Raw genomic sequence first — 21,548 nt, 5'->3', positions numbered from 1 at the left:
CGCGCTAATTCCCGTTGGCCGGCGCCTGCTCGGCGCGGCGGCGCTGGATGCGGCGGATGGTCTGGTCGAGCGTCGAGAGGAAATTCGAGCGGTCGCGCGGCGAATAGGATTTCGGCCCGCCGGTGATCTCACCGGACGAGCGCAGATCGGTCATCAGATTGCGCACCGCCAGTGTCATGCCGATCGATTGTTCCGTGAACGGCTTGCCGTTCGGCGCGATCACCTCGGCGCCGGCCTTGACGCAGCGGCTCGCCAGCGGAATGTCCGCGGTGATCACGACGTCGCCCGCATGCGCGCGCTCCGCGATCCAGTCGTCGGCCGCATCCATGCCGGAACCTGCGGCGATGCGCTCGATCAAGGGATCCTGCGGCACGCGGATGAAACTGCCCGCGACCACGCTGACGGGCACGCCGAGCCGGATCGCGACGCGATAGATTTCGTCCTTCACCGGGCAGGCGTCGGCGTCGACATAGATGCGGGTGGAAGCAGGGGTTTCAGTCATCGATCTGGTGGTTGGCAGGCGCGGCCTGCGTGTACTCCATCGGGCGGAAAATTGCGAGCAAAACGAGAGGCTTGCCACGACGTTCGGTTCGACTACGATTGTCTGAGAAAAACAACCGAAATAAGGGGAAACCCCATGGATTCGAAGGCGCCTTCGCTGACCTACCGCGTCTCGGCCTACAACACCTCAAAGCTCTCGGAGAACAAGATCCACGACGACACGGTGGCGCGGAAGTTCGGCTTTTCCGGCGGTCTCGTGCCCGGCGTCGATGTGATGGCCTACATGATGCACCTGCCGGTCGAGAAATGGGGGCGCGCTTTCCTGGAACGCGGTCTTATCGAGGCACGCTTCGTCAGGCCGGTCTATGACGGCGAGATCGCGGAATTGACCGGCCGGGAGACCGGCAATGGGCTGACGATCGAGCTGCACAGCCGCGGCGAGCTCTGCGCCACCGGCACCGCGTCGCTGCCGGCGTCAGCGCCGACATTCGTGCTCGACGACTACAAGCAGGTCGCTGCCGTTGCCGAGCGCAAGCCGGTGAGCGCCTCGTCCTATGAAGAGGGCAAGTGGCTCGGCGTGATCCCACGCGACTGGTCGGGCGACGCCGCGAAGGACTATCTCGCCGACATCAGGGAGACCGATCCGATCTATCTGCGCGAAGGTCTCGGCCATCCCGGCCTGCTGCCGCGGGTAATGAACAAGGTCCTGGTCGACAATGCGGTCCTTGGGCCCTGGATCCATGTCGGCACCCGCATGCAGCTGCTGTCGGCCGGCAAGATCGGCGACGAGCTGACCGCGCGCGCCAAGGTGACCGGCAATTACGACAAGAAGGGGCATCGATTCGTCGAGCTCGACGCGCTGGTGCTCGGCAACGGCGTGCCGCTGGCGCATTGCTGGCACATCGCGATCACCCAGCCGCGCGAGCAGGCGGCGGCGTAACCCGACGACGCTGCCGGCAATAACCGGGCAATCCACCGACGCGCGCAACTGTCATCCCCCGCGAAAGCGGGGGATCCAGTACGCCGCGGCTTCTCGGTTTGATCGCTGACGTCTCTGGAATACTGGATCGCCCGCTTTCGCGGGCGATGACACCTGTGTGATTACGGCAATACGCCCCTACGCCGGGTTCGTCTTGGCCTCCTGGATTGCGCGCCAGACGCGCTCGGGCGTCAGCGGCATGTTGATGTGCTTGATGCCGTATTCCGACAGCGCGTCCACCACGGCGTTGACGATGCAGACCAGGCTGCCGGCGCAGCCGGCTTCGCCGCAGCCCTTGGTGCCGAGCGGATTGGATTTCGCCGGCGAGGGATGATCGCCGACCTGCATCGACGGCACGTCGCCGGCGCGCGGCAGCGCGTAGTCCATGAACGAGCCGGTGATCGGCTGACCCGAGCTGTCGTAGCTGACTTCCTCCATCAGCGCCTGGCCGATGCCCTGCGCGACGCCGCCATGCAATTGGCCGGCGACGATCATCGGATTGACCACGGTGCCGAAATCGTTGACCGCGGAGTAGCGCACGATCCGCGTCACGCCGGTGTCGGGATCGATCTCGACCTCGGCGACATGGCAGCCGTTCGGGAAGGTCGACGCCGTCTCCTTGGTGGCGTGATCGACGTCGAGCGTCTCAGGCGTGCCCTCGGGCATCTTGCTGTCGCGCATCCGCTCGGCGAGCTCCATGATCCCGATCGAGCGGTCGGTGCCGGCGATGGTGAAGCGGCCCTGGCCGAATTCGATGTCGGTTTCAGAAGCCTCCAGCATGTGCGCGGCGGCCTTCTTGCCCTTCTCGACGACCAGCGCAGCGGCCTCGACGATCGCCTGGCCGGTCGCCGTGATTGAGCGCGAGCCGCCGGTGCCGTTGCCGAACCGCACCAGATCGCTGTCGCCCTGTTCGAGCGTGATCTTCTCGAAGGGAACGCCGAGCTGGTCGGACAGCACCTGGGCGAACGGCGTGGCGTGGCCCTGGCCGTAGTCCAGCGTGCCGGTGGTCAGCTTCACCGAGCCGTCGGGCTCGAAGGTGATCTTGCCGAGCTCGCCGGACGGCGGCGCGGTGACCTCGAGATAGGAGCCGACGGCGATGCCACGCAGCTTGCCGCTCTTTTTGCTCTCCTTCTTGCGCTTGGCGAAGTTGTCGTAGTCGGAGATCTCCAGCGCCTTCTGGAACACGCCGGCGAAATCGCCGCTGTCATAGGTCACGCCGGAGGCGGCCGGGAACGGCAGCTGCGACGGCTTGATGAAGTTGCGCTTGCGCAAGGTGAAGCGGTTGATGCCCATCTCGTCGGCCGCGGCGTCGATCAGCCGCTCCATGTAGTAATTCGCCTCGGGCCGGCCGGCACCGCGATAGGCGCCCATCAGCGTGGTGTTGGTCAGGACGGTCTTGATGTCGACGCCGAGCAGGGGCGTGCGATAGACGCTGGCGAGGTTCTTGCCGGTGTTGAGCGAAAGCGGGCCCGGCGCGACGCCGGTGATGTAGGCGCCGAGATTGCCGTAGCCTGACAGCCGCACCGCGAGGAACTTGCCGTCGGCATCGAGTGCGAGCTCGGCATGGATGAGCTGTGCGCGGCCCTGGCTGTCGGACAGGAAGCTGGTCGAGCGCTCGTCGAGCCACTTCACCGGACGGCCGAGCTCGCGCGCCGCATGCGCGATGCAGGTGTACTCGGGATAGTTGAGGTTCTTCATCCCGAACGAGCCGCCGACATTGCCGGTGAGGATGCGGACCTTGTCGGCGGGCACGTTGAGCAGGCGCGCCAGGATCGCCTTGTTGCCGGAGACGCCCTGGGTCGGCACCTGCAGCGTGAAGCGTTCGGTCTTCTTGTCGTAATGCGCGAGCGCAACGCGCGGCTCCATCGAGACCACGGCGACCCGGGTGTTGACGATGTCGAGTTTGGTGACGTGCGCGGCGGCGGCGAACGCGGCCTCGATCTTGGCGGCGTCGCCGTAATGATAGTCGAGCGCGACATTGTCGGGGATGTCGTCATAGAGCTGCGGCGCGCCCGGCTTGGCGGCCTCGGCCGCATCGGTCACGGCCGGTAACGGCTCGATGTCGACCTCGACGGCCTCGGCCGCGTCACGCGCCTGCGCTGCGGTCTCGGCCACCACGAAGGCCACGGGATCGCCGACGAAGCGCACCTTGTCGGTGACGAGCGCGGGCCGGTTGGTCTGCTTCAGCGGGGAGCCGTCGCGGTTCTTCAGCGGCAGGCCGCAGGTGAAGGGGTTGTAGCCGGCGGCGGCGAGGTCGGCGCCGGTCCAGACCCCGAGCACGCCCGGCATCGCCTTGGCGGCCGTCGTATCGATCCCCTTGATGAGTCCGTGGGCATGGGAGGAGCGGACCATCCAGCAAATGGCCTGGCCGGGCAGGGAGAAATCGTCGGTGTATTTGCCCTTGCCGCGCACCAGGGTGTCGTCCTCCTTTCGTCGAACAGGCTGTCCGACACCGTATTTTTGCAGTGCGATAGCGTTCTCGAGGGAGGCGGGCTGCGTATGATCTTGCATCGAAAATGACCTGAAATGCCCGGATTTGGCGGAGTTTGGGGGTGCTGAGGAGATAACGCACACCCCCCTTAACGACAACGCCCGATTGGGCATGGACCCAATGTGAACGGAGTTTGCGTAGGGCTTTGACGCTGCTAAAGTTTCCGTGAACGACAATTATTCGGCGGGCCGTTGGATTCCCCTTCGGCCCTGCGGAAAGACAGTTTTGATGAATGACCATGTGCGGCTTTGCGACGGCCCTCCGGCCGGCGAAGCCCCGTCAGGGTTGGTTGCGGCAGCCGCGGATACTGGCGTCTACGCCGCACTCGATCTTGGCACCAACAATTGCCGGCTGTTGATCGCCTGTCCCACCGGCGACGGGTTCCGCGTGGTCGATTCGTTCTCGCGGATCATCCGGCTCGGCGAAGGCATCGCCGCGACCGGCTCGATCAGCGAGGCGGCGATCGAGCGCGCGATCGCCGCGCTTGCCATTTGCAGCGACAAGATCCGCTATCGCAAGGCCCGCCGGCTGCGGCTGATCGCCACCGAGGCCTGCCGCGCTGCCGGCAACGCCGAGAGCTTTCGCGCGCGCGTCGCGGCGGAGACCGGCATCGAGCTCGAGGTGATCGATCGCGAGACCGAGGCGACGCTGGCCGTGATCGGCTGCTCGCCGCTGCTCGATCCGAAGGGGCGGGGCGCCATCCTGTTCGACATCGGCGGCGGCTCGACCGAGCTGGTGCGGATCGAGCGCGATCCCGACGCGCCCGATGCGCCGCCGCGGATCAAGGCGTGGATGTCGATCCCGCTCGGCGTCGTGACGCTGGCCGAACATTTCGGCGGCAGGAACGTCAGCAGGGATTTGTATGCGCAGATGATCGATGAGGTCGCCCGCCACGTCGCGCCGTTCGCGGCCGAGCACGGCGCGGATCTGCGCGACATGCACATGCTCGGCACTTCGGGCACCGTGACAACGCTCGCCGGCGTGTTCCTCAATCTGTCGCGCTACGATCGCCGCCGCATCGACGGCATCTGGATGAACGACCGCGACGTGTCAGCGACGATCCAGAAGCTGCTCGGCATGAACTACGAGGCGCGCGTCAACAACAATTGCATCAGCGTCGAACGGGCCGACCTCGTGCTCGCCGGCTGCGCGATCCTCGATGCGATCCGCAACGCCTTCCCGATGCCGCGGCTTCGGGTCGCCGATCGCGGCCTGCGCGAGGGCATGCTGGTCGAGATGATGCGCGAGGACGGCGCGCTGCGAGCGTGCTAGAGCTTCTCTTGCCTCGCCCCGCTTGCGGGGAGAGGCATAGGCCGCCTTTGGCGGCCGTTCTCAAGACGGACGCCGAAGCGGAGCTTCGGCTATGTTGCATGTCAATGCAATCCGGGTGAGGGGGACGCTCCACGAGCGCATCTCTCACCTTCATCGCGGAAACAGCCCCTCACCCCAACCCTCCCCCCGCAAGAGCGGGGCGAGGGAGTAGAGAAGCAGTATGGCGAAAGACACCACCGGGCGGCTGCACGTCACGGTCAAGAGCGGCGGCAAGCGCAAATTGTCGTCAAAACTCTGGCTCGAGCGCCAGCTTAACGATCCCTACGTCGCCAAGGCCAAGGCGATGGGATATCGCTCGCGCGCGGCGTTCAAGCTGCTCGAGATCGACGACAAATACCGCCTGCTCAAGCCGGGCCTGACCGTGGTCGACCTCGGCGCGGCGCCCGGCGGCTGGAGCCAGATCGCGGCCAAGCGTACCGGCGCTGCCGACGGCAAGGGCAAGGTGGTCGCGATCGATCTCCTGGAGATGGGCGAGATCCCCGGCGTCACCTTTGCGCAACTCGACTTCCTCGACCATGACGCGCCGGAAAAGCTGATCGCAATGATGGGCGGCCGCGCCGATTTCGTGATGTCGGACATGGCTGCCAACACCACCGGCCATCGCAAGACCGATCAGCTGCGCATCATCGGCCTGGTCGAGACCGCCGCGCATTTCGCCGGCGAGGTGCTCAATCCCGGCGGAACGTTCCTGGCAAAAGTGTTCCAGAGCGGCGCCGATGCCGAGCTGGTGGCGCAGCTGAAGCGCGATTTCGCCAGCGTGCGGCACGTCAAGCCGTCCGCCAGCCGGCAGGATTCATCGGAGCGCTACGTGCTCGCGACGGGATTCAGAGGCCAACCACAGCCGTCATCGCGAGGCGCGTAGCGACGAAGCAATCCATCCATCCGAATGCGCGGAGGCATGGATTGCTTCGCTTTGCTCGCAATGACGGGGAGAGAGTCTCGCGGGCACCCCACTATGCCGCCGTTCGGGAAACGGACGGATGCGATCCCGCGCGCTGCGGCAGCACCAGCACGCAGGCGATGATGAAGATCGCGAGCACCGCCGACGCGATCGGGCGGCTCAGCGCCAGGCCGCCGTCGCTGACCGGCTTGTCGAGGAAATCGCCGACCGTGGCGCCCAGCGGCCGCGACAGGATGAAAGCCAGCCAGAACAGCGTCACGCGCGAGATCGAGGTCCAGTAATAGGCTGCAGCAATCGCGGCCAGTGCTGCGCCGAACACCAGCGCGCCGCCCTCGTAGCCGAGCCCGGTGGAATCGGCGATCCAGTCGCCGAGCGCGGTGCCGAGCGTCTGCGAGAACGTGATCGCGGTCCAGTACAGCGCCTCGACCCGCGGCGTGCTCACAGTGTTGACCGAGATCGAGCCGAGCGACCAGTACCAGAGGCCGAGCGTGAGCAGCAGCAGGCAGAGCAGCAGCGCCGAGCCGCCGGTGTAGCCGATGCCGAGCGAGCGATCGGCAAAATCGGCCATGGTGGTGCCGAACGTCGTCGAGGCGACGATCGTGGCCCAGTACAGCACCGGCTGAAACGCCTTCGCGGCGATCTGTGCCGCGACCAGGGCCGCGAGCACGAACAGGAACAACATGGTCCCGGCCAGGTAGCCCCAGTTCAGCGTCATCGTGACGGTGTCGCCACCGGTCTCGCCGAGCGTGGTCGCGGCGATCTTGATGATCCAGAACACCAGCGTGACCTCGGGAACCTTGCTCTTGGTGTATTCGATCGAGTTCATCGGGCGCGCTCCTGCGGGATCACGCGGCTTTACCCGGCAAAGCCGACATGGTTTCGACGGCCCCATTCAACAAAGCTTGAGCGGGCCGGGCTCTACGTGCTGGCGACTGGGTTTCGCGGAAGGTGAAGGAGCGGTCATGCAACCTCGGCGCAACGTGTCCCGTCACCCTGGGGAGGCCGCGTAGCGGCCGTCTCGAAGGGTCGACGGCCCGGTTGGTGGCCGTGCATCCTTCGAGATGCGGCTTCGCCGCTCCTCAGTATGACGGTGATAAATCGAGCTGAACCTACCCCAGCCGCTGATCCCGCGCGTTCTGGGTATCCTCGGTCGCGGCCTTGACGGCATCGACGGCGGCGCGTTTCTCGGCGCCCTTGCGGCTCGAGATGTCGATCGCCTTGCGGCCGGCGATCTCGTTGCCGGCGTCGGCCGGCATCTGCCAGAAGAACCAGGCTGAGGCCGCCGAGATCAGCGAGACCACGATGAAGGCCGGCGCGAACACGTCGGCGGACAGTTCGGTCGCGTGGTGCAATGCCAGGGTGGTTTCAACCGAGAACGCGCCGACCGCAACGCCGGCGGACACCGCGAGCTGCTGGTTGACGCTGACGAGCGTGGTGGCGCGGCTCATCTGCGGCGCCTCGACCTCGGCATAGGCCACGGTGTTGATGGCGGTGAATTGCAGCGATCGGAAGAACCCGCCGACCACCAGGATGGTGAAGATCAGCATCAGCGGCGTCGAGATCGTGAACAGCGCGCAGGCGGCGAGGAAGGCCGAGCTGACCACCGCATTGACCGTCATCATGTTGCGGAAGCCGAAGGCCTTGATGATGCGCGCGGCCAGCGTCTTCATGCCCATGGCGCCGACCGCGGAGGCGAAGGTGACGAGGCCGGACTGGAACGGCGACAGGCCGAAGCCGACCTGCATCAGCAGCGGCAGCAGGAACGGCAGCGCGCCGATGCCGAGCCGGAACATGAAGCCGCCGACGATCGAGGCGCGCATCGTCGGCAGCCGCAGCAGGCCGAAATCGAGCACCGGCGAGCCGGTGCGCCGGGCGTGCAGGACGTAGAGCGTCATCGAGATCGTGCCGACCCCGACCAGCGCGGCGACGATCGGCCACGGCAACAGATTGAGGCCCGCGACCGACAGTCCGAAGGCGATGCCGGCAAGGCCGATGCCGGCCAGCACCAGTCCTATCAGGTCGAAGCGTTCGGGGTCCTCGCTCTTGATCGGGTCGATGTATTTCAGCGCCAGGAAGATGCCGAGTAGCCCGATCGGGATGTTGATCAGGAAGATCCAATGCCAGGAGAAATAAGTGGTGATGAAGCCGCCGAGCGGCGGCCCGATCACCGGGCCGATCAGCGCCGGCACCGTGACCCAGGCCATCGCGTTGACCAGCGCGCTCTTGTCGACCGAGCGTAACAGCACCAGCCGCCCGACCGGGGTCATCATCGCCCCGCCGAGGCCCTGCAGGATGCGGGCGAACACGAAGTCGGTCACCGAGCCCGACAGCGCGCAGCCGATCGAGCCCAGCATGAACACGGCGACCGCGCCGGCAAACACGATGCGGGCGCCGAAGCGGTCCGCGGTCCAGCCGCTGGCCGGGATGAACACCGCGAGCGACAGCAAATAGGAGGTGATCGCGAGCTTCAGCGTCAGGGGGCTGGTGCCGATATCGGCGGCGATCGCCGGCAGCGAGGTCGCAATCACCGTGGAGTCCATGTTTTCCATGAACAGGGCGGTGGCCACGATGAGCGGGATCAGGCGTTGTTTGTTCATCAAAACAGGACAGCTGTGCTGAAAAAGGCGGGCGAGGGGGCCATATCATCCTGCCCGCGGCCACGCTATTGCGGAACCGGCCAAACGCCCTAAATCCTCCGTGACGCTGGTATGCATCCGCCCGCGTTAGAGGTGCCCGCCGTGATCTACGTCCTAGCCGCTCTCTTGCCGCCGATCGGGCTGCTCCTGAACGGACAGCCGTTTTCGGCCATCTTCAATCTGGTCCTGATCGTGTTTTGTGCGATTTTCGGGCTGTTTTTCCACATCTTGCTGCTGGTGCCGTCGGCCCATGCGGTGATCGCGGTCCACATGAAGCGGGAAGACCGCCGGCACCGCGAGATGGTCGAGGCGATCCGCCGCCACGGGCCGCCGCCGGGTTACAGGGTCCCCTGAAGCGGCCCGTAAAAAGGCCTGTGCATGGCTGGCAAACGCTTTGATTCGTCATGCCGCCATGCTATCGACCAGCGTCAACCCCACCGATGGGCGCCGATTCGACGGTGACGCAGCAGCGTCGCCGCAGGCGGCGTTCATCCGTAAGACCATCGCGGCTGGGCCGCAGATAAGGAGTTGGCAATGGCCACGGGATTTCCGGCTATCCGAGAAGCCTTCACGTTCGACGATGTGCTTCTGAAGCCCGGTCTGTCCGACGTCCTTCCCTCGGAAGTCGATATCCGCTCGCGCGTCACCCGCGCGATCCAGCTCAACATCCCGATCATGGCGTCCGCGATGGACACCGTCACCGAAGCGCGCATGGCGATCGCGATGGCGCAGGCCGGTGGCCTCGGCGTCATTCACCGCAACTTCGATCCCGAGGGCCAGGCCGCGCAGGTGCGGCAGGTGAAGAAGTTCGAATCCGGCATGGTGGTCAATCCGCTGACCATCGGCCCCGACGCCACGCTGGCCGATGCGCTGACCCTGATGAAGGAAAACGGCATCTCCGGCATTCCGGTGGTCACCGGTAGCGCCAAGAACGTGCCGGGCAAGCTGGTCGGCATCCTGACCAACCGCGACGTGCGCTTCGCCAGCGATCCCAGGCAGAAGGTCTCGGAGCTGATGACGCATGAGAACCTCGTCACGGTGCGCGAGGGCGTCAGCCAGGACGAGGCGAAGCGGATGCTGCACCAGCATCGCATCGAGAAGCTGCTGGTGGTCGACGAGCAATATCGCTGCGTCGGCCTGATCACCGTGAAGGACATCGAGAAGGCGGTCGCCCATCCGCTGGCCTGCAAGGACGCGCAGGGCCGGCTTCGCGTCGCCGCTGCCACGACGGTCGGCGAGACCGGCTATGAGCGCACCGAACGACTGATCGATGCCGGCGTCGACGTCGTCGTGGTCGACACCGCGCACGGCCACTCGCAGCACGTGCTCAATGCCGTCAACCGGATCAAGCGGCTCTCCAACGCGGTCCAGGTCGTGGCGGGTAACGTCGCGACCGAAGGCGGCGCGCAGGCGCTGATCGATGCCGGCGCCGACTGTATCAAGGTCGGCATCGGTCCGGGCTCGATCTGCACCACGCGCATCGTCGCCGGCGTCGGCGTGCCGCAGCTCACCGCGATCATGGATGCGGTGGCGGCGGCGAAGAAGGCCGACATCCCCGTGATCGCCGATGGCGGCATCAAATATTCCGGCGACCTCGCCAAGGCGCTCGCCGCCGGTGCCGACATCGCGATGGTCGGCTCGCTGCTCGCCGGCACCGACGAGACTCCAGGCGAAGTGTTTCTGTGGCAGGGTCGCTCCTACAAGGCCTATCGCGGTATGGGCTCGGTCGGCGCGATGGCGCGCGGCTCGGCCGACCGCTACTTCCAGCAGGACATCAAGGACACGCTGAAGCTCGTGCCCGAGGGCATTGAGGGCCAGGTGCCCTACAAGGGCCCGGTCGGCAACGTCATGCACCAACTCGCCGGCGGCCTCCGCGCCGCGATGGGCTATGTCGGCGCCAAGGACATCAAGGATTTCCACGGCAAGGCCGAGTTCGTCCGTATCACCGGCGCCGGCCTGCGCGAGAGCCACGTCCACGACGTGACCATCACGCGGGAAGCCCCGAACTATCCGGGCGGGGTGTAACTGTCATTCCGGGGCTCGCGAAGCGAGAGCCCGGAATCCATCGAGCCTCATCGGTGGTGGATGAATGGATTCCGGGCTCGTGCTTCGCACGCCCCGGAATGACGATGGTCGTATTTGCGCGACGTCGTTCGGCATGACGCCCGTCATTTCAAACAACGTTTCAAACAGTTCGACGCGAAAGAGCAAATCCATCTCCCTTGCGGGGAACTGGATTGCATGACTACGTGTGCGCCACGAAACAATCACCGCAAGAGGAAACCCCTATGTCCCAAGGAAAGCGCATCGTTCTGGCCTCGCGCCCGCATGGCGAGCCCACGCCGGCCAATTTCAGGCTCGAGGACTACACGCCGCCGGCGCCCGGCGCGGGCGAGGTGCTGCTGCGCACCATCTGGCTGTCGCTTGATCCCTATATGCGCGGCCGCATGGCCGACGGTCCGTCCTATGCCGCGCCGGTGCCGGTCGGCGGCGTGATGGAAGGCGGTACGGTGAGCGAGGTGATCGCCTCCAACAATCCCGGCTTTGCCAAGGGCGACATCGTGCTGTCGCGCGCGGGCTGGCAGACGCATGCGCTGTCCGACGGCAAGGGCCTCGCCAAGATCGATCCGAAGCTCGCACCGATCTCGACCGCGGTCGGTGTGCTCGGCATGCCCGGCATGACCGCCTATACCGGCCTGCTCGAGATCGGCAAGCCGCAGGCGGGCGAGACGGTGGTGGTCGCGGCCGCGTCCGGCGCGGTCGGCTCGGCGGTCGGCCAGATCGCCAAGATCAAGGGCGCGCGGGCGATCGGCATCGCCGGCGGCAAGGACAAATGCGCCTACGTCAAGAATGAGCTCGGCTTCGACGAGTGCCTCGACCATCGCGATCCCAACCTCGCGGCGAAGCTCAAGGAAGCCTGTCCGAAGGGCATCGACGTCTATTTCGAGAATGTCGGCGGCGCGGTGTTCGACGCGGTGTTTCCGCTGCTCAACGCGTTCGCGCGCATTCCGGTGTGCGGCCTGATCGCGCATTACAACGACACCGAGGCGCACGCCCCGAAATGGGCCGGCGCGATGATGCGCAACATCCTGACCAAGCGGCTGACCTTCCGCGGCTTCATCGTCAGCGACTTCGCCGCCATGCATGGCGACTTCCTCCGCGACATGTCGCAGTGGGTGCGCGAGGGCAAGGTCAAGTACAAGGAGTTCGTGACCGAGGGCCTGGACAGCGCGCCGGAGGCCTTCATGGGCCTGCTCAAGGGCGCCAATTTCGGCAAGCAGCTGGTCCGGATCGGGCCCGACAAGGCGTGAAGCGAGGGCCTACCAAACCGTTTTCGAGCGAAGCGGGTACCGGTTCGCGTGAAGAAAACGCGTCAAAATAGGAATCTGGAGCCCCGTTCCACGGGGCTCTAGCTCCCATTCCGCGCAACAAAGTATCAAAAACGCCACAATGGCGGGTTTTTGGGGGCTTTTCGGCCCCCATTTGCTTGACGGAGACCGGCGGCAGTTGATTCAATATGGCTATATTTCAGGTGTAGTCATGATTTTTGAACTGATTGTTTCCGGGGTCATTCTCCTCGCCGTCGGCTATTGGGCGACAATGTTCGTCATGGGCCGCCGCGACGACGTCTTGCATGGAAAATTCGTCGCGGAGGAGCCGGACACGGAGCCGGTCCGTGTCATGCCGCAAGTGACGCGCGTGCGGCCGGCGCCGGCCGCGCCGCAACCGAACAAGGACTCGTTGCAGGCCCTGCTCACCGTCATCAAGCGCGACCTGAACGACGCGGCGCGCAGTTGACGCCGCTCAAGCGGCGGGCTGCTTGCCGAGCAGCATGTCCAGGTCGACATCGACCTGGCCTTTGGCCCTGATGTGGCGCACTTCAAAGCTGTCGGGCTGGAAGCGATATTCGACCAGACCAACTTCCTTGATGCCGATCACTTCCTGCCGCGCGTCTGAAATGATGAAGCCGGCCGAGGGCGCCCAGATGTGCCGGACATGCTCGAACGTGTAGTCGCGGCGCTGATGCACATGGCCGCTGCCGACCAGGCGCCAATCGACCTTGCCGAACATCTCGATCAGGCGGCGCCGCGCCGGTTGCGGCACGAAACGGATCGCGGTCTCGACGCGCTCGGCATCGTAGGGCAGGTCGAGATAGAGCGGCTTGTGCAGGAACAGTGCGACCGGTCTGCCGACGGCCTTGTCGAGCGTGCCCGCGAGCCAGTCGAACTGCGCGGCCTCGCTGTCGAGGCCGGTGTTCATGATCAGCGAATTCAGTCCGATGAAGCACCAGCCGGCGGCGTCGAAATGCCAGCGGTCCTCGCCGAGCACCGAGGTGAAGGCGCGGCGCGTGTCCTCGGTCGGCAGCTGCGAAGGCGTGGGACCGACCGCGGTCGGATTGTCGCCGATGTCGTGATTGCCCGGCAGATACAGGCAATCGACCGGCAGCGCGTTGTGCAATTGTTTGGCGAATACCAGATCGTCGCGGCTGGTCGGCCCGTCGAACGAGACGTCGCCGGAGTTGAGCACCAGATCCGGCCGCGTCGCATCGATGTGCTCGCTGACGCGATGAAAATTGTCGACGAGCGGCTTGAAGCGGCGCGCGAGGTGAGTGTCGGAGATTTGGGTCAGGCGAAACTGGGGCATGCATCGATCCCTTTCACGCGGAGCATAGGTCGGCGCGAAGTCGGAACGATGACGATTTCGCCGTCTTATTCGACGCGTTGTTTGATAGGTTGTTTGATCACTTGTTTGAACGCGCGGCGCGGAGCCTAGATCGCCAGCTGCCGCATCGCGGACGTCGACGCCGCGGGCGGCCTGGCGCGGCCTCCGAGCAGTCCCGTATCGGGCAGATTGGTTCCCGTGGCGGCCGGCGGCGCGTCGAGCCCGAAATAGGCCAGCGCGTCGCGCCTGACGTCGTAGGCCGCGAAACCGAGCAGGGCGAGCACCAGCGTCGTGACCAGCGCATCCCTGACGATGTCGCGCGTCGAGCGATAGCCGCTGCGGAAATAGACCGAGAGCAGGATCGCAACCAGCAGCGCCGTGGCGACGCCGGCCAGCCCCGCCATCACCATGCCGAGCCCGCCATCGGCTGCGTCGTCGAACCAGCCGGTGCCGGGATCGATCGCCTTCAGCAGGGGCGTGAGGAGATCGCCGAGAGCCGCGGCCGCCCCGGCCGCGCCGTCGAGGATCGGGGTGATGATGCTCATTGCGCCAAACGTGAGGGCTGAAACCGCCATTGGTCCTGGGAGTTGGTCACCCGGGCTCGGGTGATGGTTCAACGGGCTGCCTAGGCGCCTTACTGGAAGGCTTCATTGTGTTGGGCGGCAGTGGCGGCTAAGAGGGCGGCCGGGCGCCCGTGGCTGAGGGAGATTCTTGATGTCGGTTCAAATGGTTCTATTGCCGGTCTTCATCCAGATTGGGCTCACCTTCGCGCTCTTGTTCGGGATGGCGACGCTGCGCACGCGGACGCTGGCGAGCGGTGAGACCAAGATGCGCGACATCGCGCTGCGCCAGCCGAACTGGCCGGAGCGCGCCACCCAGCTCGGCAACTGTTTTGCCAACCAGTTCGAGCTGCCGGTACTGTTCTATGTCCTGATCGCCATTGCGCTGCCGATCCGCCATGCCGATCTGTTCATCGTGCTGATGTCCTGGGTGTTCGTGGTGACACGGTTCGCCCATGCCGGCGTCTTCGTCACCTCCAACGACGTGCGGCCGCGCTCGCTCGCCTGGTTCGCCGGCGTGCTGGTGCTGGCGGCGATGTGGCTGTATTTCGCGCTCAAGATCCTGCTGCTGATCTGATGCGCCCAACCGAAAGAGTTCAATGACCCCCGCTGCCCGGCTCTCCGCCGCGATCGAGCTGATCGCCACCATCGACGCCCAGCGCATTCCTGCGGCGAAAGCGCTGAAGGAATGGGGCACCGCGCACCGCTATGCCGGCTCCGGCGATCGCGCCGCGATCTCCGGCCTGATCTGGGACGTGCTGCGCCGGCAATCCTCCGCGGCCTATTTGATGGACGATGCCAGCGCCCGCTCGCGGGTGCTCGGCATGCTCAAGCTCGAGCGCGGCATGGATGTCCCGACGATCTCGGCGCTGTGCGATGGCGGCCGGTTCGCGCCGGAACAGCTGACTGCGGCTGAAGAGGCCGCACTGACCTCGCGTTCCCTCAAGGAGGCGCCGGCGCATGTCGCAGGTGATTATCCGGACTGGCTCGACCCGCATCTGGCCAAGGTGTTCGGCGACGACCGTGCCGCGGAAGCGACCGCGATGGCGAGCCGGGCGCCGCTCGATCTGCGCGTCAACACGCTGCGCGGCAAGCGCGAGAAGCTGCTGCCGCGGCTGTCGCATCTGGGTGCTTCGGAAACGCCGTGGTCGCCACTTGGGCTGCGCATCGAGCTCGGCGCCGATGCGCGCAATCCCGGCATCCATGCCGAGGAGGATTTCATCAAGGGCGCCATCGAGGTACAGGACGAGGGCTCGCAGCTCGCCGCTTTGTTCTCGGCCGCCAAGCCCGGCGAGCAGGTGATCGATCTCTGCGCCGGCGCCGGTGGCAAGACGCTGGCGATTGCGGCGATGATGCAAGGCAAGGGCCGGCTGATCGCGACCGACAGCGACAAGCGCCAGCTCGTGCCGATCCATGAGCGGCTGTCGCGCGCCGGCGTGCACAATTGCGATGTGCGCACGCCGCGCGGCGAGGAGGAGGTGCTGTCCGACATCAAGGCTTCCGCCGATCTGGTCTTGATCGACGCGCCGTGCACCGGCACCGGCACCTGGCGCCGCAATCCCGACGCCAAATGGCGGATGCGCCCGGGCGCGCTCGAGGTGCGGCTGAAGGACCAGGCCGAGGTGCTGGCGCGCGCCGCGCCGCTGGTGAAGTCCGGCGGCCGGATCGCCTACATCACCTGCTCGGTGCTGGCGGAGGAGAACGGCGAGCAGGTCAAGGCGTTCATCGCGCGGCATCCGGAATTCTCGGTGCAGCCGCCGGAGCAGACCGCATCGGTGCTGTGGGACAAGGCCGAAGCGTTCGCGGAGGCCGCGCTGCTGTCGCCGGAAGGCCTGCTGATGACGCCGCGCCGCACCGGCACGGATGGATTCTTCGTCTCGATGCTGAAGAAGGGGTGAGGTTTTTTTCGCCGTCATTGCGAGGAGCGCAGCGACGAAGCAATCCATTTTTCCGCCTGCGGCACGATGGATTGCTTCGCTTCGCTCGCAATGACGGGCGAGTCCACTACGCTTCGGAGCACACGCCCGCCGGCATCGGCGTCTTGCTCACCACGATGACCCAGTACAGCAACGCGATGGCGCTGATCGCAGCCCCCAGCACGCAGACGCCGAGCCAGCCCGCGGCCGCATAGGCCATCGTCGAGGCGATCGCGCCGAGCCCGCTGCCGATCGAATAGAACACCATGTAGACGCCGATCAGGCGGCTCGAAGCCTCCGGGCGGGCGGCGACGATCAGGCTCTGGTTGGTGACATGGACGGCCTGCACCGCGAAGTCGATCATCACGACGCCGGCGAGCACCAGCCACAGCGAAGCATGCAGGCAGGCGATCGGGGCCCAGCCGGCGAGCATCAGCAGCAGCGACAATCCGGTGGTGCGCTGGCCCCAGCCGCGATCGGCGAGGCGGCCCGAATTGCGCGCCGCCAGCGCGCCGGCGAGGCCGGCAATGCCGAGCATGCCGATCGCGGTGTGCGACAGCGACAGCGGCGGCGCTGAAAGCGGCAGCACCACCGCGCTCCAGAACGCGCTGAAGCTCGCGAACACCAGCAGCGCGAGCACCGCGCGTTCGCGCAGCACCGGCTCCGCGGCGAACAGCGCGGCCGTCGAGCGCAACAGTTTTGCATATGATGATCCGGTCGGCGCCCGCGGCGGCTGCCGCGGCAGCACATAGGCGAGCAGCGCGGCCATCGCCAGCATCAGCACCGCCGAGGTCAGGTAGACCATGCGCCATCCGCCGAGATCGGCCAGCGTGCCCGAAGCGAAGCGGGCGAGCAGGATGCCCGACACGACGCCGCTCTGAATGGTCCCGATGGTCTGGCCGCGCTCGGCCGGCGCGGCCGATGTCGCGGCGAAGGCGACGATCACCTGGATGACCACGGCAAGCAGCCCGACCAGCACCATTCCGCAGAACAGCACGATCGCGTTCGGCGCGGTGCCGACCACGACGAGCGCCGCCGCGGACAGCATGATCTGGCCGACGATCAGCTTGCGGCGGTCCCAGAGGTCGCCGAGCGGCACGATCAGCATCAGGCCGAAGGCGAGGCCGATTTGGGTCAGCGTCACCACGATGCCGATCGCGGCGGGGGTGATGCCGAGATCCTGCGCCATGGTGTCGAGCAGCGGCTGGGCCGAATAGATGTTGGCGACGCTGAGCCCGCAGGCGACCGCAAACAGCAGCACGATCGCGGGCGAAAGCCGGCCCGTCGCGGTGTCGCCGGGCTTTGCCGGTTCCGTCGTCGTCGCATCCTGGGTGCTCATGATCGCCTCCGCTGCTCATTCAATCTGGTCTTATAATGAGACCAGTTGCACCAGGTGCTGTCTAGTCCTATTTTAATACCAGTTCGGAATCGTGATCGAGGGAGATGGGCCGCGATGAAGCGGACTGCATTGGCCAAGGCGGACTGCCCGGTGGCGCGCGCGCTGGATGCGATCGGCGACTGGTGGTCGCTGTTGATCGTGCGCGACGCGTTCGACGGCCTGCGCCGGTTCGGCGACTTCCAGAAGAACCTCGGCATCGCCAAGGGCATGCTGACGGCGCGGCTGCGCAAGCTGGTCGATGCCGGCGTGCTCGAGCAGGTCGCCGCGTCCGACGGCAGCGCCTATCTCGAATATGCGCTCACCAAGCGGGGACACGACCTGTTCCCGATCGTGGTCTCCTTGCGGCAATGGGGCGAGGCGCATCTCTACGCGCGCGGCGAGCCGCATTCGGTGCTGCTCGACCAGGCCGGGCAGGCCGTTGGGCAACTGGTGCTGCCGTCGAAGAGCGGGCGGCCGTTGAGCTGGGCGGATACAAAGGTGCGGAAGGTTGCTGCGCGGAGGCGGTGAGCGGCCAGGTAGCCCCACACGCTGACGTCATCCTGAGGTGCGAGCGTAGCGAGCCTCGAAGGATGGGGACGGAGCCGGGCCGTCGACCCTTCGAGACGGTCGCTTCGCGACCTCCTCAGGGTGACGGGATAGGTCAGGCCCCGCGTCAATCCACGATGAACAGCGTCGCGCCGGTCTTCGTCGACGAGCGGTGCGCGGCGTCGCCGAAATCGGAGACCTGGTAGCTCATGCCGGGTTTCAGCGTGAATTTGCGGCCGTCGCGCAGCTCGGTGTCGAGCTCGCCCTGGACGACGAACAGCACATGGCCGCGATCGCACCAGTGATCGGCGAGATAGCCCGGCGAGTATTCGACCATCCGCACCCTGAGCTCGCCGATATCAAGCTTGCGCCACAGCGCTTGCCCGGTCTCGCCGGGGTGTACCGTGGGCGAGACATGGCTCCAGTCGGTGACGGTGAAGGGCAGGGTCGGGATTTTCATACGGGACGTCCTGATGGTTTTGCTCAATCTACGCCTTTGTATCTCCTAGCTCCGACGTCATCCTGAGGTGCGAGCGGAGCGAGCCTCGAAGGATGGGGATGGAGCCGGGCCGTCGACCCTTCGAGACGGTCGCTTCGCGACCACCTCAGGGTGACGGGAGAGAGCAGGAGTGCGGCGACGTCTCATCCCACCAGATGGTTCGCTGAACCCTGCCTGATCTTGCCCTGATCATCGAGCCGCAAATACTCGCAGATCTTGTTGCCGCGTTCGTTCCGGTAGAACACGACGACGCTGTCGGGCGAGACATAGAGGTCGATCAACTCGAAATGCAGCTCGGGCAGTTTGGCGAGCGCGGCGCTCCAATAGGCCCGCAAGCTCGCCTTGCCGCGCACCGTGCCTGAGGCGCCGAAGCCGAGCGGCGGGATCCGGTCCGAGGTCATCTCGGTATCGTCGGCATACATCGCCAGCACGCGCTCGAGGTCGCGCGCGTTCCAGGCGGCGATCCAGTCGCGGCCGAGCGCGGCCAGACGGGATGGCTCGTGAAAATCCGGCATTGGTTTCCTCCATGTTGCTTATGGTCGAATTAGGTCAATAATACTGACCTATATCGATTTGTCCATGCCCAAAGAAGAATGTGGGCGCCCCGTCGAGCGCGGTTGCGGGGGCGGGCGCGGTCGCGTATCTGCTTGCCATGACAGCCCAGCACACAGCCCGTGAACCGTCGACGCCCACCGTGGCCTCGGCGCATGACAAGATTCTGATTGTCGATTTCGGCAGCCAGGTGACGCAACTGATCGCCCGCCGCGTCCGCGAGATGGGCGTCTATTCCGAGATCGTGCCGTTCCAGAAGGCGGAGGCCGCCTTCAAGGAGATGAAGCCGAAGGCGGTGATCCTCTCCGGCGGCCCTGAGTCCGTGCATGAGACCGGCTCGCCGCGCGCCCCGCAGCTGATCTTCGAGTCAGGCGTTCCCGTGCTCGGCATCTGCTACGGCCAGATGACCCTCGCGGCCCAGCTCGGCGGCGATGTCGAGGGCGGCCATCACCGCGAGTTCGGCCGCGCCGATGTCGAGGTGAAGACCGACAGCCAGCTGTTCGACGGCATCTGGAACCATGGCGAAAAGCACCAGGTGTGGATGAGCCATGGCGACCGCATCACCAAAATGCCGCCCGGCTTCTCGGTCGCCGGCACCTCGCCGAACGCGCCGTTCGCAATCATCCAGGATGAGAAGCGGAAATATTACGGCCTGATGTTCCATCCCGAGGTGGTGCACACGCCTGATGGCGCCAAGCTCTTGCGCAACTTCGTCCGCAAGGTCGCTGGCCTGACCGGCGACTGGACCATGCGCGCCTTCCGCGAGGAGGCGATCGAGAAGATCCGCGCCCAGGTAGGCACCGGCAAGGTGATCTGCGGCCTATCCGGCGGCGTCGATTCCGCCGTCGCGGCGGTCTTGATCCATGAAGCGATCGGCGACCAGCTCACCTGCGTGTTCGTCGATCACGGCCTGCTGCGGCTCGACGAGGCGAAGACCGTCGTCGACCTGTTCCGCAACCACTACAACATCCCGTTGGTCCATGTGGACGCGTCGAAAGAGTTTCTGGGCGAGCTCGAAGGCGTCACGGATCCGGAAGTGAAGCGCAAGACCATCGGACGGCTGTTCATCGACGTGTTCGAGGCCGAAGCCAAGAAGATCGGCGGCGCCGCGTTCCTGGCGCAGGGCACGCTTTACCCCGACGTGATCGAGAGCGTCTCCTTCACCGGCGGTCCGTCGGTGACCATCAAGTCGCACCACAATGTCGGCGGCCTGCCGGCCCGCATGAACATGAAGCTCGTCGAGCCCTTGCGCGAACTGTTCAAGGACGAAGTGCGTGTGCTCGGCCGCGAGCTCGGCCTGCCCGAAGTGTTTGTCGGCCGCCACCCGTTCCCGGGCCCGGGCCTTGCCATCCGCTGCCCCGGCGACATCACAAGAGAAAAGCTCGACATCCTGCGCAACGCAGATGCCGTCTATATCGACCAGATCCGCAAGCACGGCCTCTACGATGCGATCTGGCAGGCCTTCGCCGTGCTGTTGCCGGTGAAGACCGTCGGCGTGATGGGCGACGGCAGAACTTACGAATACGTCGTCGGCCTCCGCGCCGTCACCTCGACCGACGGCATGACCGCCGACTTCTACCAGTTCGACATGAAGTTCCTCGCCGAAACCGCGACGCGCATCATCAACGAGGTGAAGGGCGTCAACCGGGTGGTGTACGACGTGACGTCGAAGCCGCCGGGCACGATCGAGTGGGAGTAGGGGGCGCGCTGGCATCGCGAAGCTCAAACGTCGCCGGCCGGGGCTAACGCGGACGTGCTGATTTCGCGCCCCACATGCAGAGGCTGGATGGCTCGAAGCCGAATTGCCGCGGCCGATGGGTTTCCTCGTCCTCGATTTCGTCTACCCCGACGGAGTATTCAAACACCATGCCGTCGGGTCCCTGGAAATAGAGAAAGCGCGCGCCGGATGTTGGGTGACGACCCGGACCGAACACGATTGGGACGCGCTGGCCCGACAAATGATAGTACGAGCGCAGCACGTCGTCGTTGCTCTCGACCTGGTGGTTGATGTGGTGCACGCCCGGCCCGCGACCGGGGGCCAGCGCCACGGTGTGATGGATCGCGTTAACCCGCATGAGCGCGATGTCCCCGATGCGATCGCTGACGCGGGCGTTACACACCTGAGTCCAGAACTGCTCGTCGCGCACAGGGTCGGTCGTGAACAGGCCCACATGGCTGAAGCCGGTGATTCCGGCATCGCGGGTCGCAAAATATCGCTTGCCGTTGCGCTCAGGGCGAACGACGAGTTCGATTTGATTCCCGGTCGGATCCTTGAACGCGATGAAATCCTTGACCTTGCGGAGCGCGCATTCGTCGGCCGTGCCGGCGTGGACGGCGTGGCCGAGTGCATCGAGGGTTGCGCCGGCGGCGTTGAGCTTGTCCGCATCGTCGACTTCAAAGGCGACGGTCTGGTCCCGCGGATCGCCCTCGAAATAGCAGAGCGTGTGGGCGCGGTTATCGGAGCGGAGATAGAGCGCTTGCTTCGCCTGTTCACCGACCTGCAGGCCGAGGCTTTTGGTGGCAAAGCTCTGCGCGTCCTCGAGGTTGGAGGCGCCCAGCCTTACGTAAGCGAGATCCCGCAATTCAATCATGTGG

The 21,548-nt window shown here is 65.7% G+C and carries 21 protein-coding genes; 11 read left to right on the top strand and 10 right to left on the bottom strand.

Annotated elements, in window-relative coordinates:
• Positions 1-4 precede the first annotated feature (4 nt).
• Positions 5-502 (bottom strand): YaiI/YqxD family protein, encoded by a 498-nt coding sequence (locus tag BRSPCE3_RS01525; RefSeq protein ID WP_244063763.1) that lies wholly within the window; start codon positions 500-502, stop codon positions 5-7.
• 135 nt (positions 503-637) lie between these two features.
• Between BRSPCE3_RS01525 and BRSPCE3_RS01520 the strand changes: the two genes are divergently transcribed.
• Complete coding sequence (locus BRSPCE3_RS01520; RefSeq protein WP_244063761.1) at positions 638-1,441, top strand: hypothetical protein; 804 nt, start codon at positions 638-640, stop codon at positions 1,439-1,441.
• 177 nt (positions 1,442-1,618) lie between these two features.
• On the opposite strand, the gene BRSPCE3_RS01515 is transcribed toward BRSPCE3_RS01520, so the two are convergent.
• Positions 1,619-3,991, bottom strand: coding sequence for a xanthine dehydrogenase family protein molybdopterin-binding subunit (locus BRSPCE3_RS01515; protein WP_244063759.1), 2,373 nt, complete (start codon positions 3,989-3,991; stop codon positions 1,619-1,621).
• A 208-nt stretch (positions 3,992-4,199) separates the two neighbouring features.
• Here BRSPCE3_RS01515 and BRSPCE3_RS01510 point away from each other — a divergent pair, with 208 nt between their 5' ends.
• Entirely contained in the window at positions 4,200-5,243 is a 1,044-nt protein-coding gene (locus BRSPCE3_RS01510; RefSeq protein ID WP_244063757.1) for a Ppx/GppA phosphatase family protein, read from the top strand.
• Between the two features lie 220 nt (positions 5,244-5,463).
• Positions 5,464-6,165, top strand: coding sequence for an RlmE family RNA methyltransferase (locus tag BRSPCE3_RS01505; RefSeq protein ID WP_244063755.1), 702 nt, complete (start codon positions 5,464-5,466; stop codon positions 6,163-6,165).
• Between the two features lie 91 nt (positions 6,166-6,256).
• Here BRSPCE3_RS01505 and BRSPCE3_RS01500 read toward each other — a convergent pair whose 3' ends face one another.
• On the bottom strand, positions 6,257-7,030 hold the full coding sequence (locus tag BRSPCE3_RS01500; RefSeq protein WP_244063753.1) for a hypothetical protein: 774 nt from the start codon (positions 7,028-7,030) through the stop codon (positions 6,257-6,259).
• A 283-nt stretch (positions 7,031-7,313) separates the two neighbouring features.
• Complete coding sequence (locus tag BRSPCE3_RS01495) at positions 7,314-8,801, bottom strand: MFS transporter (protein WP_244063751.1); 1,488 nt, start codon at positions 8,799-8,801, stop codon at positions 7,314-7,316.
• Positions 8,802-8,942: 141 nt separating this feature from the next.
• On the opposite strand from BRSPCE3_RS01495, the gene BRSPCE3_RS01490 reads away from it, so the two are divergent.
• From BRSPCE3_RS01490 to BRSPCE3_RS01475, 4 genes are all read left to right on the top strand, one after another.
• Complete coding sequence (locus BRSPCE3_RS01490; protein ID WP_244064933.1) at positions 8,943-9,194, top strand: hypothetical protein; 252 nt, start codon at positions 8,943-8,945, stop codon at positions 9,192-9,194.
• A gap of 180 nt (positions 9,195-9,374) precedes the next feature.
• A complete protein-coding gene (guaB, locus tag BRSPCE3_RS01485) occupies positions 9,375-10,865 on the top strand; it encodes an IMP dehydrogenase (protein ID WP_244063748.1) in 1,491 nt (496 codons plus the stop codon).
• Between the two features lie 263 nt (positions 10,866-11,128).
• Positions 11,129-12,151, top strand: a complete 1,023-nt coding sequence (locus BRSPCE3_RS01480) for an NADP-dependent oxidoreductase (protein ID WP_244063746.1) — start codon at positions 11,129-11,131, stop codon at positions 12,149-12,151.
• A gap of 139 nt (positions 12,152-12,290) precedes the next feature.
• On the top strand, positions 12,291-12,638 hold the full coding sequence (locus BRSPCE3_RS01475; protein WP_375709849.1) for a hypothetical protein: 348 nt from the start codon (positions 12,291-12,293) through the stop codon (positions 12,636-12,638).
• Positions 12,639-12,644: 6 nt separating this feature from the next.
• Here BRSPCE3_RS01475 and BRSPCE3_RS01470 read toward each other — a convergent pair whose 3' ends face one another.
• Positions 12,645-13,484, bottom strand: coding sequence for a metallophosphoesterase (locus BRSPCE3_RS01470; RefSeq protein ID WP_244063743.1), 840 nt, complete (start codon positions 13,482-13,484; stop codon positions 12,645-12,647).
• 125 nt (positions 13,485-13,609) lie between these two features.
• Positions 13,610-14,047, bottom strand: a complete 438-nt coding sequence (locus BRSPCE3_RS01465; RefSeq protein WP_244063741.1) for a hypothetical protein — start codon at positions 14,045-14,047, stop codon at positions 13,610-13,612.
• 169 nt (positions 14,048-14,216) lie between these two features.
• Here BRSPCE3_RS01465 and BRSPCE3_RS01460 point away from each other — a divergent pair, with 169 nt between their 5' ends.
• Positions 14,217-14,639 carry an MAPEG family protein gene (locus tag BRSPCE3_RS01460; RefSeq protein WP_244063739.1) on the top strand — a complete coding sequence of 141 codons (423 nt, stop codon included), beginning with the start codon at positions 14,217-14,219 and terminating at the stop codon, positions 14,637-14,639.
• A gap of 22 nt (positions 14,640-14,661) precedes the next feature.
• On the top strand, positions 14,662-15,960 hold the full coding sequence (locus BRSPCE3_RS01455; protein WP_244063737.1) for an RsmB/NOP family class I SAM-dependent RNA methyltransferase: 1,299 nt from the start codon (positions 14,662-14,664) through the stop codon (positions 15,958-15,960).
• Between the two features lie 106 nt (positions 15,961-16,066).
• On the opposite strand, the gene BRSPCE3_RS01450 is transcribed toward BRSPCE3_RS01455, so the two are convergent.
• Positions 16,067-17,317 (bottom strand): MFS transporter, encoded by a 1,251-nt coding sequence (locus BRSPCE3_RS01450; RefSeq protein WP_244063735.1) that lies wholly within the window; start codon positions 17,315-17,317, stop codon positions 16,067-16,069.
• A 114-nt stretch (positions 17,318-17,431) separates the two neighbouring features.
• On the opposite strand from BRSPCE3_RS01450, the gene BRSPCE3_RS01445 reads away from it, so the two are divergent.
• On the top strand, positions 17,432-17,884 hold the full coding sequence (locus tag BRSPCE3_RS01445) for a helix-turn-helix domain-containing protein (protein ID WP_244063733.1): 453 nt from the start codon (positions 17,432-17,434) through the stop codon (positions 17,882-17,884).
• A gap of 145 nt (positions 17,885-18,029) precedes the next feature.
• Here the strand turns inward: BRSPCE3_RS01445 and BRSPCE3_RS01440 are convergent, their stop codons facing one another.
• Together BRSPCE3_RS01440 and BRSPCE3_RS01435 are read right to left on the bottom strand one after the other, a co-directional pair.
• Positions 18,030-18,362, bottom strand: a complete 333-nt coding sequence (locus BRSPCE3_RS01440) for a DHCW motif cupin fold protein (protein ID WP_244063730.1) — start codon at positions 18,360-18,362, stop codon at positions 18,030-18,032.
• Between the two features lie 182 nt (positions 18,363-18,544).
• Entirely contained in the window at positions 18,545-18,916 is a 372-nt protein-coding gene (locus tag BRSPCE3_RS01435; protein WP_244063728.1) for a nuclear transport factor 2 family protein, read from the bottom strand.
• Between the two features lie 137 nt (positions 18,917-19,053).
• On the opposite strand from BRSPCE3_RS01435, the gene guaA reads away from it, so the two are divergent.
• Positions 19,054-20,652: a glutamine-hydrolyzing GMP synthase gene (gene guaA / locus BRSPCE3_RS01430; protein WP_283843068.1), complete on the top strand. Its 1,599-nt coding sequence runs from the start codon at positions 19,054-19,056 to the stop codon at positions 20,650-20,652.
• A 43-nt stretch (positions 20,653-20,695) separates the two neighbouring features.
• Here the strand turns inward: guaA and BRSPCE3_RS01425 are convergent, their stop codons facing one another.
• Complete coding sequence (locus tag BRSPCE3_RS01425; RefSeq protein WP_244063724.1) at positions 20,696-21,544, bottom strand: VOC family protein; 849 nt, start codon at positions 21,542-21,544, stop codon at positions 20,696-20,698.
• Positions 21,545-21,548 lie beyond the last annotated feature (4 nt).

The sequence above is a fragment of the Bradyrhizobium sp. Ce-3 genome (assembly GCF_022835695.1).
Classification (GTDB): domain Bacteria; phylum Pseudomonadota; class Alphaproteobacteria; order Rhizobiales; family Xanthobacteraceae; genus Bradyrhizobium.
This window is presented reverse-complemented; position numbering and strand designations above follow the sequence as displayed.